Annotated in this window: 13 protein-coding genes; 8 read left to right on the plus strand and 5 right to left on the minus strand. The window is 68.2% G+C overall.

The window, feature by feature from the left end; genetic code table 11:
- Positions 1-8: 8 nt before the first annotated feature.
- Together aroB and AC6UUM_RS01245 are read right to left on the minus strand one after the other, a co-directional pair.
- Positions 9-1,118: a 3-dehydroquinate synthase gene (gene aroB / locus AC6UUM_RS01240; protein ID WP_500803535.1), complete on the minus strand. Its 1,110-nt coding sequence runs from the start codon at positions 1,116-1,118 to the stop codon at positions 9-11.
- Entirely contained in the window at positions 1,115-1,777 is a 663-nt protein-coding gene (locus AC6UUM_RS01245; protein WP_500803536.1) for a shikimate kinase, read from the minus strand. Before AC6UUM_RS01245 ends, aroB begins: the two co-directional genes overlap by 4 nt.
- Here AC6UUM_RS01245 and AC6UUM_RS01250 point away from each other — a divergent pair.
- The 7 genes from AC6UUM_RS01250 to AC6UUM_RS01280 all read left to right on the plus strand — a co-directional run bounded on the left by AC6UUM_RS01250 (position 1,776) and on the right by AC6UUM_RS01280 (position 11,318).
- Complete coding sequence (locus tag AC6UUM_RS01250; protein ID WP_500803537.1) at positions 1,776-3,656, plus strand: hypothetical protein; 1,881 nt, start codon at positions 1,776-1,778, stop codon at positions 3,654-3,656. The two genes, AC6UUM_RS01245 and AC6UUM_RS01250, sit on opposite strands and share 2 nt — an antisense overlap.
- Positions 3,653-4,585, plus strand: a complete 933-nt coding sequence (locus tag AC6UUM_RS01255) for a tyrosine recombinase (protein WP_500803538.1) — start codon at positions 3,653-3,655, stop codon at positions 4,583-4,585. Before AC6UUM_RS01250 ends, AC6UUM_RS01255 begins: the two co-directional genes overlap by 4 nt.
- Positions 4,586-4,633: 48 nt before the next feature.
- The gene (locus AC6UUM_RS01260) at positions 4,634-5,737 is read left to right on the plus strand and encodes an NADH:flavin oxidoreductase (protein ID WP_500803539.1); all 1,104 of its coding nucleotides are present in this window, start codon (positions 4,634-4,636) and stop codon (positions 5,735-5,737) included.
- Between the two features lie 124 nt (positions 5,738-5,861).
- Entirely contained in the window at positions 5,862-6,587 is a 726-nt protein-coding gene (locus AC6UUM_RS01265; protein WP_500803540.1) for an NUDIX hydrolase, read from the plus strand.
- Positions 6,587-7,708 carry a DNA replication/repair protein RecF gene (recF, locus tag AC6UUM_RS01270; protein WP_500804881.1) on the plus strand — a complete coding sequence of 374 codons (1,122 nt, stop codon included), beginning with the start codon at positions 6,587-6,589 and terminating at the stop codon, positions 7,706-7,708. Before AC6UUM_RS01265 ends, recF begins: the two co-directional genes overlap by 1 nt.
- Positions 7,709-7,743: 35 nt before the next feature.
- The gene (gyrB, locus tag AC6UUM_RS01275) at positions 7,744-10,140 is read left to right on the plus strand and encodes a DNA topoisomerase (ATP-hydrolyzing) subunit B (protein WP_500803541.1); all 2,397 of its coding nucleotides are present in this window, start codon (positions 7,744-7,746) and stop codon (positions 10,138-10,140) included.
- An 86-nt stretch (positions 10,141-10,226) separates the two neighbouring features.
- Positions 10,227-11,318, plus strand: coding sequence for a peptidyl-alpha-hydroxyglycine alpha-amidating lyase family protein (locus AC6UUM_RS01280; RefSeq protein ID WP_500803542.1), 1,092 nt, complete (start codon positions 10,227-10,229; stop codon positions 11,316-11,318).
- 6 nt (positions 11,319-11,324) lie between these two features.
- On the opposite strand, the gene AC6UUM_RS01285 is transcribed toward AC6UUM_RS01280, so the two are convergent.
- Complete coding sequence (locus tag AC6UUM_RS01285) at positions 11,325-12,422, minus strand: P1 family peptidase (RefSeq protein WP_500803543.1); 1,098 nt, start codon at positions 12,420-12,422, stop codon at positions 11,325-11,327.
- A 245-nt stretch (positions 12,423-12,667) separates the two neighbouring features.
- Positions 12,668-13,036: a UrcA family protein gene (locus tag AC6UUM_RS01290; protein ID WP_500803544.1), complete on the minus strand. Its 369-nt coding sequence runs from the start codon at positions 13,034-13,036 to the stop codon at positions 12,668-12,670.
- A gap of 294 nt (positions 13,037-13,330) precedes the next feature.
- Between AC6UUM_RS01290 and AC6UUM_RS01295 the strand changes: the two genes are divergently transcribed.
- Positions 13,331-13,756 (plus strand): RrF2 family transcriptional regulator, encoded by a 426-nt coding sequence (locus AC6UUM_RS01295; RefSeq protein ID WP_500803545.1) that lies wholly within the window; start codon positions 13,331-13,333, stop codon positions 13,754-13,756.
- A 1-nt stretch (position 13,757) separates the two neighbouring features.
- On the opposite strand, the gene AC6UUM_RS01300 is transcribed toward AC6UUM_RS01295, so the two are convergent.
- Positions 13,758-14,219 (minus strand): META domain-containing protein, encoded by a 462-nt coding sequence (locus tag AC6UUM_RS01300; RefSeq protein ID WP_500803546.1) that lies wholly within the window; start codon positions 14,217-14,219, stop codon positions 13,758-13,760.
- Between the last annotated feature and the right edge of the window lies 1 nt (position 14,220).

Genomic DNA, 14,220 nt, shown 5'->3' on the forward strand with positions numbered 1-14,220 from the left:
GCAAATGTTTAGCGGTGCGTCATGGCCGCCAATTCGTCGGCCAGAAACGCCTCGACCTCGCCCAGCGGCACGTCCTTCGCCACGAAGCTGTCGCCCAGCGCGCGCGGCAGGATGAAGGGCAGGGTGCCGCCGCTCATCTTCTTGTCTTGCCGCATGTGGTGGATCAGCTCGGCAGCACTGGCATCAAGGCCGAGCGCGGCGGGATGGATCACGAAGCCCATGGTGGCCAGATGCGCATCGACGCGCGCCGCATCGGCCGCCGCAATCAGCCCGCGCCGCGCCGCGAACCGATGCGCCAGCGCCATGCCCAGCGCCACCGCCTCGCCGTGCAGCAACCGGTCCCCAAACCCGGCCGCCGCCTCGAAGGCATGGCCGAAGGTGTGGCCCAGATTGAGCAGGGCGCGGATATCGTCTGTCTCGCGTTCGTCGGCGGCGACCACGGCGGCCTTGGCGCGGCAGCCATGGGCGATGGCATAGGTCTGTGCTGCCGTGTCCCCGGCCAGCACCGCCGCGCCATTGGTCTCGCACCAGGCGAAAAAGGCCGCATCATTGATCAGGCCATATTTCACCACCTCAGCATAGCCGGCGCGCAGGTCGCGTGAGGGGAGCGTCGCCAGCACTTCGGGATCGATCAGCACGGCCGAGGGCTGGTGAAAGGCGCCGACCAGATTCTTGCCAGCGGCGGCGTTGATCGCGGTCTTGCCGCCGACGCTGCTGTCCACCTGCGCCAGCAAGGTGGTGGGCACCTGCACGAACCGGCAGCCGCGGCGCAGGATGGCGCAGGCAAAGCCCGTCAGATCGCCGATCACGCCGCCGCCCAGCGCCACCACCGCATCGCCGCGCTCGATGCCCAGCGCCAGCAGGCGTTCGACCACCAGTTGCAGATGCGCCCAATCCTTGGTGGCTTCGCCTGGCGGCAGCACGATCGGTTCCAGCACGATATCGGGCAGGCCGGCCGCCAGCGCATCCAGATACAGGGGCGCCACGTTGGCATCGGTAACCACCGCCAGCCGGCCGCCGCGCGCAAACCGCCCCAGCACCGGCGCGGCATTGCCGAGCAAGCCGGCCTGGATGGTGATGGGATAGGCCCGCGCGCCCAGCGCGACTTCAACGATCATGACAAGTCCCCATCCACGTCTGTGGCCCCATCTGTGGCGTTTGCTGCGGCCAGCGCCGTGATGATCGCCTCCACCATGTCGTGGTGCGGCCCCGGCCGGCTGAGCACCTGGATCGGGGCCAGCGCATAAACCGGATTGCGCACGGCGGCCAGTTCGGCAAGCACCACCCCCGGATCGCGCCCGGCAAGCAGCGGCCGGCCGCCGCGCCGTCGCACCCGATCGACCAAAGTGGACACTTCGGCGTTCAGCCACACCGCCTGGGTGCGCGCCAGGATCAGCGCCCTTGTCTCTTCGTTCATGAAGGCGCCGCCGCCGGTGGCAATCACCTTGGGCACGCCATCGATCAGCCGGGCGATCACCCGGCGTTCGCCATCGCGGAAATGCGCTTCGCCGAACCGTGCGAAGATTTCCGGGATATTGAGCCCCGCTGCGGCTTCGATTTCGGTGTCGGCATCCGCAAACGGCAGGCCCAGCCGCAGCGCAAGCCGCTTGCCGATGCTGGATTTGCCGGCGCCCATCAGGCCGATCAGCGTGATCGGCCGGCGCGCCGCCACCACCAGCCGGTCTGCCGACGGGGTTGGGGCGGGGGCCGGGTCTACGCCTTCGCCAAGGATTTTCGGGTCGCCGTCCATCGTCTGCACCGCTATACACGCGGCCATGGCGACAGCAAACACGGGCGCAACCAACGCAAGGCAGGCACGATCTGCCCTGCTGCTGGTGGCCGCGCTGCTGGCCGCCCCGGCCGGCAGCCAGGCGCCGGACAAGCCGAAATCGCTGCTGCCGCCCGGCTTTGACGCGCCGGCACCGCCAGCCGCCGCAGCACCGGCGCCGCTGTTACCCGGGGTGGTGCCGCAGGCCCCAACCAGCCCCAGTTCTGCCAGCCCCAGTTCTGCCAGCCCCAATCCTGCCGGTACCGATCTGCCGCCGCTGCTGCCCGACGCGGCTGCCGATGGCACGGTGCTGCCGCCAGAGCCGGCCGATCCCTTTGCCGCGCGCGCCGCGCTGCCGCCCGGCGCGCCGATCGGCGTGTTTCCGGCCGATACGGTAGGCGGCTTTGGCGACAACAGTTTTACGGGCAGCAACGGGCAAGTTCTGGCGGTGTTGGCGGCGCGCATCACCCGGCCGGTGGCGTCGCGCTGGGCGGCGATCACGCTGCGCCGCGCGCTGCTGGCGCGCGTGCCGGGCCCGCGCGGGCTTGGCGATGGCGATTGGGTGGCAGCCCGCGCCGGGCTCCTGTTGCGACACGGCGAGGTTGATGGCGCCCGCCGGCTGATCGATGTGCTGCCCGTCGATCGCTTCACGCCGGCGACCTATGCGATGGCCGCGCAGGTCTCGCTGGCGGCGGCCGACATTGCCGGCCTGTGCCCGATCGCGGCCACGGGGCGTGCGCTGACGCCGGGGCCGTTGTGGGATCTGGCCTATGGCATGTGTTCGGCGATGGAGGGCGATGATCTCACCTCGGCCAACATCATCGATGTGCTGCGCGGGCAGCGCCGCCGCGTCGCGCCCTTCGATGTGCGTCTGGCACAGCGTGTCGCCGTGCTGGCCGGCGGCGCTGGGCGCACCGGCCGCGCCGATGGCGTGAACTGGGAAGAAGTGGAGGGGCTGACCGTCTATCGTTATGGCGTCGCCACCGCCGCCGGGGTGCCGGTGCCGGCCGATCGCCTGCCCGCGCTCGGCCCGGCCTATGCGGGCTGGGTGGTGCGCAATCCGGCGGTGAGCGGCGAAACCCGGCTGGCCTTGCTGCGCGCCGCGGCCATGCAAGGCAATTTGTCCACCGCCGAACTGGCCAGCGGCGTGGCGGCGCTGTCGCCGGCCGACGCCAATGGCGGCTTTGCGGCTGGCAGCCGTGCCGCCAATCTGCGCGATGCCTTCACCGCCGGCACGCCGGCCGCGCGCGCGGCGGCGATGGCGGCGATCCGCGCCAGCGTATCGGCCGGCGGCGATCCCTATGGCGCGCTGCTGGAAACCGCGACCGCCGCTGCTGCCGTGCGGCCGGTGGCGACACTGGCCGACGATTCGCCCGCCATCATCGCCGCGCTGCTGGCGGCCGGCAACGAACGCGCCGCATCCCGCTGGTGGCCGATCGCCCGGGCCGCCAGCGACGACGCCAGGGTGCGGGCCTGGGCCTTGCTGGCGGTGGGCAGCGACGTGACGGCATCGCTAGGTTCGTTCAAGGAATGGCGCAGCGGCACCAATGCTTCGCCGCGCAGCGCCGCTGTGCTGCTGGCCGCGCTCAGCGGGCTGGGTGCCGCACAAGGCAAGGATTGGGACGGGCTGCGCCGCGAATTGATAACCCCCACCCCCGGGCGCTGGCGCACCGCCATCGAGAATGCCGCCCGCCGCGGTGCTGCTGGCGAAGTGGCGCTGCTTGCCGCGACCGGCTTGCAGGGCGGTTGGGCCGATGTGCCGCCCGCGCATGTCGAAGCCATTGTCGCGGCGCTGGTGACAAGCGGGCGCCGCGCCGAAGCCCGGCAGTTCGCCGCCGAAGCCGTCACCCGCGCAGCCGCCGGCGTCGGGGGGAGCCTGCCGGTTTGAGCGCCAACATCGGCGATTCCCGCGCCATCGCGCTATTCCTCGATGCCATGGCCGCCGAACGCGGTGCTGCGAAAAACACGCTGCTCGCCTATGGCCGCGATCTTGCCCAGGCGAGCGACTGGTTGGGTGGCCGGCTCGCCGCCGCAGATGCTGCCGCGCTTGCCCAACTGGCGCGCCATTGGGCGCCGCTGGCCCGCGCCAGTGCGGCGCGCAAGGGCTCGGCGGTGCGGCAGTTCCTGGCGTTTCTGGCATCGGAAGGCATCCGCGGCGATGATCCGGGCCGCGATCTCGCGTTGCCCCGCGCTGCCCGGCCCCTGCCCAAGACGCTGGGGGCCGGCGATGTCGAGCGTCTGTTCGCCGCGTTGGCCGAGCAATTGGCGGCCCGGCCCGACGATCCGCGCACGCTGCGGCTGAGCGCGCTCGTTGAACTCCTCTATGGCTCCGGCCTGCGCGCCACCGAGCTGGTGGCGCTGCCGCGCAGCAGCGTGCGCGCCGGGCGCGGCCACATGGTGGTGCGGGGCAAGGGCAGCAAGGAACGGCTGGTGCCGATCAGCCGCCGCGCCGAAGCTGCCGTGCTGGCCTGGGCCGCGCATGTGCCGGCCAGCAGCCGCTTTCTTTTCCCCTCCGGCCGGCGCGGCAGTGCCGACGCGCATCTGACGCGGCTGCGGCTGTGGCAATTGATCCGCGAACTGGCCGCCGCGGCCGGCATCCCGGCGACGCGCATTTCCCCGCACGTGCTGCGCCACGCCTTTGCCACCCACCTGCTGGAAGGCGGCGCCGATCTGCGCATCGTGCAGACCTTGCTGGGCCATGCCGATATCGCCACCACGCAAATCTATACCCATGTCGCCGCCGCGGCGCTGGTCGAACTGGTCAACCGCTGCCACCCGCTGGCGGACAGCGGAGAAAGCACAACCACGCCCCAATGAAGAAATAATGAGGTTACGTTGCGCACGCCCGCCGGCTAACGACGGCGCATGAGCACCGAAACCCTCTTCCGCCCTTTCACCCTCAACGGCCTGACGCTGCCCAACCGCATCGCCATGGCCCCGATGACGCGCAGCTTCTCGCCCGGCGGCCAGCCCGGCGAGAATGTGGCGGAATATTACCGCAAGCGCGCGGCTGGCGGGGTTGGCCTGATCATCACCGAAGGCACCGCGGTTGAGCGCACCGGCGCGGCCAATGATCCCAATGTGCCGCATTTCTTCGGGTCGGCGCTGGATGGCTGGGGCGACGTGGTGAAGGCGGTGCACAGCGAAGCCGGCCATATCGCGCCGCAATTGTGGCATGTCGGCGCGCTGCCCAACCGCCGCAACCCCAAGGCTGAAACCGCCGAAAGCCCGTCGGGCGTCTATATGGCCGACAGGCAGAATGGCGTTGCCATGACCGACGCGGATGTCGCCGACGCCATCGCCGCCTTCGCCCGCGCCGCCGGAGACGCCAAACGGCTGGGATTCGATGCGGTGGAGCTGCACGGTGCCCATGGCTATCTGATCGATCAATTCTTCTGGGACGTCACCAACCAGCGCGGCGGCGCCTGGGGCGGTGCCACCCTGCCCGAACGCGCGCGCTTTGCCGCCGAAATGCTGAAAGCCGTGCGCGCCGAAGTCGGCGCGGATTTCCCGGTGATCATCCGGCTGAGCCAGTGGAAGCAGCAGGATTTCGGCTATCGGCTGGCGCCCTCGCCTGATGAGCTCCTGGCCTGGCTGGCACCGCTTGCCGATGCCGGCGCCGATGCCTTCCATTGTTCGCAGCGCCGCTTCTGGGAGCCGGAATTTCCCGAAATCGACGGCCCGGATGGCCTCAACTTCGCGGGCTGGGCCAAGAAACTCACCGGCAAGGCCACGATCAGTGTCGGCAGCGTCGGCCTCTCCGGCGAATTCATCGCCGGCATGGGCGGCGAAGCCTCGCAGCCGGCCAGCCTGGATGGCCTGATCGCCCGGATGGAACGCGACGAATTTGATCTCGTCGCCGTCGGCCGCGCGCTGATTGTCGACCCCGATTGGGTGGACAAGGTGCGCGATGGCCGCTTCGGGGAACTGACGGATTATACGGCGGCGGCGCTGGGCACGCTGGTCTGAGCGAGGTCGTTCGGGCCTGGCAGCCACCCCTCCGGCTCGCTGCGCTCGCCACCTCCCCTTGAAGGGGAGGATCAATTGGCTCCTCCCCTTTCAGGGGAGGTGGCGCCCGAAGGGCGACGGAGGGGTGACGCCCGCGCCGCCGATGCGCTACGGTCGCCCCATGAATGTCGATGAAGATAATGTCCCCATCCTCGCCGGCCGCTCGCTGCGGCCCAAGGATGCGGCCACCTTGCTGGTGATCCGCCGCGATGGCCCCGTGCCGCGCGTGCTGATGGGCCGGCGCGCGGCGGGTCATGTGTTCATGGCGCAGAAATGGGTATTCCCCGGCGGGCGGCTGCACCCATCCGATTACCGCGTCGCCGCCGCCAGCGAACTGGGTGACGACACGGCGCACCGTCTCGGCCAGACCGCACCACCCGCCCGCGCCCGCGCGCTGGCCACGGCGGCGGTGCGCGAATTGTTCGAAGAAACCGGCCTGGTGCTGGGCGCGCCCGGCCAGGCGCGCACGCGATCACCGGAATGGCGTGACTTCCTCGCCACCGGCCACCTGCCGCACCTCGCACCGCTCAGCTTCGTCGGCCGCGCCATCACCCCGCCGGTGCGTCCGCGCCGTTTCGATGCGCGCTTTTTCACGGTGGATGCGCAGCATCTGGTCAGCCTCGATCCCACGGCCGGCTGCGGCGAGCTCGATGAAATCGCCTGGTTCGATTGGCAGGCCGCGGCGCAGCTTGATCTGCCCAGCATCACCCGTGCCATCCTCGCCGATGTCGCCGCGCGCCTCGATGATCCGGCGCGCCCCATCCCCTATCACCGCTTCGATCGCGGCCAGCATCGGCTGCTGATGTTGTGATCGCAGCGATCACCCGGCTGTCGCTGACCGATTTTCGCAATCATACCGCCGCCAGCCTTGCTGCCGCGCCCGGCCTGGTGGTGATCACCGGCGAAAATGGTGCGGGCAAGACCAATATCCTCGAAGCCATCTCCCTGCTGGTGCCCGGCCGCGGCCTGCGCGGCGCTGCCCTCTCCGATGCTGCTCGGCACGGCGGCCCCGGCGGCTGGAGCGTGGCGGCGACGCTGGAAACGGCGGCTGGTCCCGGCGCCGACGCCGGCACAGACAAGGTGCAGATCGGCACCGGCACGGCCGCCGCCGCCCCCGATCGCCGGCTGGTGCGCATCAACGGCGCCAGCGCGAGCGCCGCATCCTTGAGCGAATGGCTGGCGCTGGTGTGGCTGACGCCAGCCATGGACCGGCTGTTTTCCGACAGTGCCGGCGCGCGCCGGCGGTTCCTCGATCGGCTGGTGCTGGCGCTGCACCCCGGCCACGGCGCGCGCGTCAGCCGTTACGAAGCCGCCATGCGCGAGCGCAGCCGGCTGCTGACGGCGGAGACCCCGGCCGATTCGGTCTGGCTGGCCGGGCTGGAAGCCGACATGGCCAGCCACGGCGCCGCCATCGCCGACGCGCGGGCCGATGTGGTGACCGCGCTTGCCGCCCAGGCCGCCGCCAGCGCGGATGGCCCCTTCACCCGGCCACTGATCAGCCTGTCCGGTGATGATGCGGGCGATCTCGCCGCCCGGCTGGCGAAGGGCCGCGCCCGCGACGCCGCCGCCGGCCGCGCGCTCGACGGCCCGCACCGCGCCGATCTGATCGTCAGCCACGCCGCCAAGGCGATGCCGGCGGCGCACTGTTCCACCGGCGAGCAGAAGGCGCTGTTGATCGCCATCGTGCTGGCCCATGCCGCACTGGTCAGCCAGCGCCATGGCCGCCCGCCGATCCTGCTGCTCGATGAAATTGCCGCGCATCTGGATGCAGAGCGCCGCGAGGCGCTGTTCGCCCGGCTGGCGGCCATGGGCGTGCAGGCCTGGGCCACTGGCACCGATGCGGACCTGTTTGCCAGCGCCACCCCCGCCACCCACCTGTGTCTGGCGGATGGCCAAATCTTTCCTCGCACGCGTGCGCACGAGTCTCTATAGCCATCGGGATTGACCTTCAGCGATCAGGCAAAATCTTGTCCGACAATCCCAAAGCCCACAACAGCGAAGATTATGGCGCCGACAGCATCAAAGTGCTGCGCGGGCTGGATGCGGTGCGCAAGCGCCCCGGCATGTACATCGGCGACACTGACGATGGATCGGGCCTGCACCACATGGTGTTCGAAGTGTCGGACAATGCCATTGATGAAGCGCTGGCCGGTTATTGCGACCGCATCGACATCAGTCTGAACCCCGATGGCTCGGTCAGCGTGACCGACAATGGCCGCGGCATCCCCACCGGCATCCACGCCGAAGAAGGCGTGTCGGCTGCCGAAGTCATCATGACCCAGCTGCATGCCGGCGGGAAATTCAACAACAGCGATGATAACGCCTACAAGGTGTCGGGCGGCCTGCACGGCGTGGGCGTATCGGTGGTCAATGCGCTGTCGGAATGGCTGGAGCTCACCATCTGGCGCGACGGCGAAGAACATTGGATGCGCTTTGCCCATGGCGACGCGCAAGGGCCATTGGCGGTGCGCGGACCTGCGGGCGACAAGCGCGGCACCCGCGTGACCTTCTTCCCCAGCATCGCCACCTTCCGTGCCATCGATTTCGATTTCGCCCGGCTGGAACATCGGTTCAGGGAACTGGCGTTCCTGAACAGCGGCGTGCGGCTGTTCCTCACCGACGCCCGCCACGCCGAAGGCAAGCAGGTCGAACTATATTACGAAGGCGGAATCGCGGCGTTCGTGCAATATCTCGACAAGTCCAAGACCGCGCTGATCCCTGAGCCCATCGCCATAACCGGCCAGGCCAATGACATCGGCATCGAAGTCGCGCTGGAATGGAACGACAGCTATTACGAACAGGTGCTGTGTTTCACCAACAACATCCCGCAGCGCGATGGCGGCACGCACCTGGCGGCCTTCCGCGCCGCGCTGACCCGCACGCTCAACCAGTACGCCGAGAAATCCGGCCTGCTGAAGAAAGAGAAAGTGTCACTCACCGGCGATGACATGCGCGAAGGTCTGACCGCCATCGTGTCGGTGAAATTGCCCGATCCCAAGTTCAGCAGCCAGACCAAGGACAAACTGGTTTCATCCGAAGTGCGCCAGCCGCTGGAAAGCCTGATGGCTGACCGGCTGGACGTGTGGCTGCAGGAACATCCCGCCCACGCCAAGACCATCGTCGCCAAGATCATCGACGCCGCCGCCGCCCGCGAAGCCGCGAAGAAGGCGCGCGACCTGACCCGGCGCAAGGGCGCGCTCGATATCGCCTCGCTGCCAGGCAAGCTCGCCGATTGCCAGGAACGCGACCCGGCCAAATCCGAACTGTTCCTGGTCGAAGGCGACAGCGCCGGCGGCAGCGCCAAGCAGGGCCGCAACCGCCAATATCAGGCGATCCTGCCCCTGCGCGGCAAGATCCTCAACGTGGAGCGCGCCCGGCTCGATCGCATGCTTGGGTCACGCGAGATCGGCACGCTGATCCAGGCGCTCGGCACCAGCATCGGCACCGAATTCAACCTGGAAAAACTGCGCTATCACAAGATCATCATCATGACCGACGCCGATGTGGATGGCGCCCATATCCGCACACTGCTGCTCACCTTCTTCTTCCGCCACATGCCGACGCTGATCGATGCCGGGCATCTCTTCATCGCGCAGCCACCGCTGTACAAGGTCGCGCGCGGCCGATCGGAAGTGTATCTGAAGGACAATCCGGCCCTGGAGGATTATCTGGTCGAGGCCGGCACCGGCAATCTGGCGCTGATGACCGCCGCTGGCCCGCGCGCTGGCGCCGATCTCGCCTCGCTGGTCGATCATGCCCGCCGCATGCGCGCGCTGATGGATTATGTGCCGCGCCGTTACCCAGCGCATGTCGTGGAGGCGCTGGCGCTCAATGGCGCGCTCGCCGCCGCCAGCGAGGCTGCGGCGCAGGCCACGGCCGCCTGGCTCAATGTCGCCGAAACCGAAGGCGGCAAATGGACGGCGCGCCTGTCGGTGGACGGCGGTTATCAGGTGGAGCGCGCCTGGCGCGGCGTGACCGATTATCATGTCATCGACGGCGCCTTTCTCACCGCCCCGGAAGCCCCGCGCCTGCATGCGCTGGTCACCCAGGAAGCCGCGGCCTATGCGGCGCCCGCCATGCTCGGCACCATGCGCGTCACCCGCCCGTCCGATCTGCTTGCCGGCGTGCTCGAAGCCGGGCGCAAGGGCCTGGGCGTGCAGCGCTACAAGGGCCTTGGCGAAATGAACGCCGAGCAATTGTGGGAAACCACGCTCGATCCCGCCGCTCGCACCCTGCTGCGCGTCGATGTGGATGAGGCGGCCGAAGCCGACGACATCTTCGCCAAGCTGATGGGCGATGTCGTGGAAGAGCGCCGTGCCTTCATTCAGGAAAATGCGCTGAACGTGGCCAATCTCGACGTCTGATCTGGCAGCGTCCACGAATTGCGGGCATGCTCCCTCCGACGGGCACATGATCCGCACGACGGGCCCGTCGCCAGAGGGGGAGACGCATGATGGTGCGCGCGATGATGTTGGGGGCCGTGCTGCTGGCATCGGCCGCTGCGGCGCAGGAGGCGCCCGAAATCCGCTTTGACGCAGTCGATTTCCTGAAGCCGCCGGCCGATCTGCACATGGGGGAAGTGGCGGGCGTCGCCCTGGGCAAGGCCGGGCAGGTCTATGTCTTCCAGCGCGGCAACACCCAGGGCCCGGCCTATGCCGCGGCCGCCGCCCAGCTGCTCGAATTCGATGCCAAGGGCCGGTATGTGCGCGAAATCGGGCACAATCTCTATGCCTGGTCCTATGCCCACGCCACCCGGGTCGACGCCCAGGGCAATATCTGGGCGGCCGACAAGGGATCGAACATGGTGGTGAAATTCACGCCGGCCGGGCGTGTCGCCATGGTATTCGGCCGCAAACCCGAAGCCAGCGACGAAAACGCCCGCCCGCTCGAACATCCCAAGCCGCCGCTGCCGGCCGTCGATGGTCAGTTTCGGGAAGTGACCGACATGGCGTGGGACAGCCAGGGCAACACCTATATCAGCGATGGCTACATCAATTCGCGCGTGGCCAGGGTGGCGCCGGATGGCCGCTGGCTGGGATCGTGGGGCAGCTTCGGCAGCGCGCCTGGCCAGTTCAACACGCTGCATTCGATCGCAGTCGATGCGGCCGATCAGGTCTATGTCGCCGATCGCGGCAACCGGCGTATCCAGGTGTTCGATACCAATGGCAGCTTGCTGCGGATCATCCAGATCAACGTGCCCGCGCCCGCCGACGCGCCGGCGGCGATCGGCAACCGCCCGCTTGTACCGGCCGACGGCCCGGATGCGGCCACCACCAAAACGATGATGCCCGGTGCGCCGTGGGCCTTGTGCATCACGCCGCGCGATGCGGCGGGCAAGCAGATCCTCTATGTCGCCGATGCTTGGCCAGGCCGGGTTTACAAGCTTTCGCTGGACGGCAAGGTGCTGGGCTGGCTGGGCGGCGCCGGCAAGCAGCTGAAACAGTTCGGCTGGATCCACGAGATCGCCTGTCCGGCCGAGAACGAACTTTATGTGGCTGAACTGCTCAACTGGCGGCTGCAGAAGCTGACGCTCCACCCCTGACTGCGATCAGCCGGGGCCGAGCAGGCGTTTCACCACCCCCACATCCACCGCCGGCACGCTGCGCATCCGCCCCGTCGCCTGATCGCGGCTGCTGACGGCTCCGGCCATCAACAGGCTGTTGGCAATCGCCTCCTCGGTTGCATCCGCGACGGCGACGAACAGCGGCGAGATATTGTCGTTGCCGACATCGGGCGCAGCCATGGTGGCGGCGCGGCGGGCGGGGGTACGGCGCACGCTCTCGGCGGTGGAAAAGGCGATGGCATAATCGCCGGAACCATTGGAAAAGGCCGATCCGGTGCGCGCCAGCCCCACCATGGCGCGCGCCGCCAGCCGTTCGAGGTTGCGATCCGAAAGCGGCGCATCGGTGGCGACCACGATCATGATCGAGCCATCCGCAGAAGGCGCGGGCGCAGCCGGTGGCGGCGAGATTGGCACGCCGCCCAGGATCAGCCGGCCGCCATAATTGCTCTGCACCAGCACGCCGACGACAAAACCCTGCGGCGTCACCCGCGACGATGTGCCGATGCCGCCCTTGTATCCGAACGCGATGGTGCCGCGCCCGGCGCCGACCGCGCCTTCCGCCACCGGCCCGGGCGTCGCCACGGCAATCGCCTGGCGCGCATCGGCCACGGTCACGGCGCGGGCGCGAATATCGTTCAACCCGCCATCATTGGTTTCCCCCACCACGGCGTTCACCGAACGCGCGGCTTCATTGCCCGGCTGGGCCAGCGTGTGTTCGATGATGGCGGCGGCGGCCTCCGGCACGTTCAGCGTGTTGGTCAGCAGGATCGGCGTTTCAATCTCACCCAGCTCGCGCACCTGGCTGAGGCCCATCAGCTTGCCGAAGCCATTGGCGACAAAGATCCCGGCCGGCACCTTGTCGGCAAAGATGTTGCCGCCGTGCGGCAGGATCGCGGTCACGCCGGTGCGGATATTGTCACCCCGATCGATGGTCACCTGGCCAACCAGCACGCCGGGCACATCGGTGATGGCGTTCAGCGCACCCGTTGGCAGCGGCCCCGGCGCGATGCCAATGGCGCGGGCGCGCTCGGCAGCAGCCGGCGCAGCGGACAGGACAAGCAGAGCGGTGAGAAGGATGCGCATCGCGCCATCATGACGCGCTGCCCTTAAAAATAAAGTGTCGCCCGGCAGGGAGGGAAAGACCTGCCGGGCGACACCGTCATGGTGCGTTCGAGGGGGCGGGAGAACGCACCAGAGCCGAGTAGCTTTGGGAAATTGGGGGGCGGTTTGGCCCGGCGGTGCGCCGATGGGGGCAAAAGCGCACCGCGGGCCGGATCGGCAGGCAGGGACGGCCCCTGCCACTGCCCGCCGTGTGTCACATCAGCCGATCAGCCAGCCAGCTTGCCCGAGGCGATCGCGGCCATCGTGGCATTGCGGGTCACCCGCAGGGTTTCGTTGTAGCAGCGATTGGCTTGCGCGGCGGCGATGGTGTCCTGCTCGCTGTTGCTGCACACGGTGCGGGCCGCGATGCGCAGGCGGGTTTCCAGCTTCGCTTGGCCGGCCTTCGAATCCAGGTTGATATCACCAAAGGCGACGTGGGCGATGCGCTGGCCGTCGGCGTTGACGCCGTAGCTGATCGGCGAAACCGTGGCGGCCTGGGCAGGGGCCGTGGCGGCGCCGACACACAGGCCAGCGAACAGCAGCGTGCCAGCCAGGCCGGCAAAGGTGCGGGAGACATTGTGGGTCGAAGCGAACATGATGGGGACCTTTCGAGTTTGCTCGGCTTGCCGGACCATCCGGCTGCCGATGTCCAATGCTTTGCAACGCCCGTGCCAAGTGCCAGCAAAAATCTTCGGTCCAATAAAATCAATGATTTGATCCAATAACTGTATTACTCAATAATGACACGCCTGTTCACCACTGCGAAACATTGGCGTATTTTCCTATCTTTCGGCGGAATTTCTGTTTGGCCTTCCGTGCTTGGCACGCACAGAGACTCCATGCGGCGGGTTGGCAGCAATTCCTTGCCGGTGCATAGGATAACCGTCCCCATGCTTACCCAACGATCCCGCTATGCGTTGCGCGCGCTCATCTTCATCGCCCGAACCAACGGGGTAGCGCCGGTGCCGATTTCGATGATTGCCGCCGATCAGAAGCTGCCGCGCAAATTCCTCGAAGCCATATTGCTCGAACTGAAGAATGGCGGCCTCGTCACCAGCTATCGCGGCAAGCTGGGCGGCTATCGGCTCGCCCGCCCGGCGGGGCAGATCAGCTTTGGCGAGATCATCCGCCAGATCGAAGGCCCGCTGGCGCTGGTGCCGTGCGTATCGGTTTCAGCCTATCAGCGCTGTGTCGATTGTTTCGAGGAATCGACCTGTGTGATTCGCAAGACCATGATCGAAGTGCGCGAGCAGACCGCCCGAATCCTGGATCACACCACATTGGCCGATCTGTCGATCGATCGCGTCGCGGCCTGATTCAGCCGGTGGGTGGCGTTGGGCGCCGCAGGCGCAGCCGCCGGCCATCCGGGGTGGCCAGCATCGCCTCCCCACTGGTGGTGAACACCAGGCTGGTCACATCGCCCAGCACCGCCAGGAAGCGCTGCTCCACTGCCATCACCGCCGGCGCGCAGGCCATGCGGGTGCCAGCGAACGGCCCGAGTTTCAGCATGCGGCCATCCTGCACCCACGGCCCGCTGAACCGGTTGCAGCCGCTGCTGCCCGCCACCCGGCTGCTGTTCTGATCGCCACCATCAAATCGCAGGGTGATCGCCGGGTCGGGCGCGCCGCCGCCGTTCAGATCGGCCAATTGCCATTCGCCTTCCAAGCTGCCGGCGATCACCGGCGGCTGGCCGGAAAGCGCCTGCTTCAACTGGTCACGCTGTTCCCGGCAGCCGGGCAACAGGGCCAGCACAAGCACGGCAAGGGCAACACGGCGCATG

The sequence above is a fragment of the Sandarakinorhabdus sp. genome, from assembly GCF_987265915.1.

Coding starts and splice junctions, on each gene's coding strand:
- AC6UUM_RS01280 (WP_500803542.1), top strand. CDS start 10,227: ATGATGGTGCGCGCGATGATGTTGGGGGCCGTGCTGCTGGCATCGGCC.
- aroB (WP_500803535.1), bottom strand. CDS start 1,118: ATGATCGTTGAAGTCGCGCTGGGCGCGCGGGCCTATCCCATCACCATC.
- AC6UUM_RS01245 (WP_500803536.1), bottom strand. CDS start 1,777: ATGGCCGCGTGTATAGCGGTGCAGACGATGGACGGCGACCCGAAAATC.
- AC6UUM_RS01250 (WP_500803537.1), top strand. CDS start 1,776: ATGGCGACAGCAAACACGGGCGCAACCAACGCAAGGCAGGCACGATCT.
- AC6UUM_RS01295 (WP_500803545.1), top strand. CDS start 13,331: ATGCTTACCCAACGATCCCGCTATGCGTTGCGCGCGCTCATCTTCATC.
- AC6UUM_RS01285 (WP_500803543.1), bottom strand. CDS start 12,422: ATGCGCATCCTTCTCACCGCTCTGCTTGTCCTGTCCGCTGCGCCGGCT.
- AC6UUM_RS01300 (WP_500803546.1), bottom strand. CDS start 14,219: ATGCGCCGTGTTGCCCTTGCCGTGCTTGTGCTGGCCCTGTTGCCCGGC.
- AC6UUM_RS01260 (WP_500803539.1), top strand. CDS start 4,634: ATGAGCACCGAAACCCTCTTCCGCCCTTTCACCCTCAACGGCCTGACG.
- AC6UUM_RS01290 (WP_500803544.1), bottom strand. CDS start 13,036: ATGTTCGCTTCGACCCACAATGTCTCCCGCACCTTTGCCGGCCTGGCT.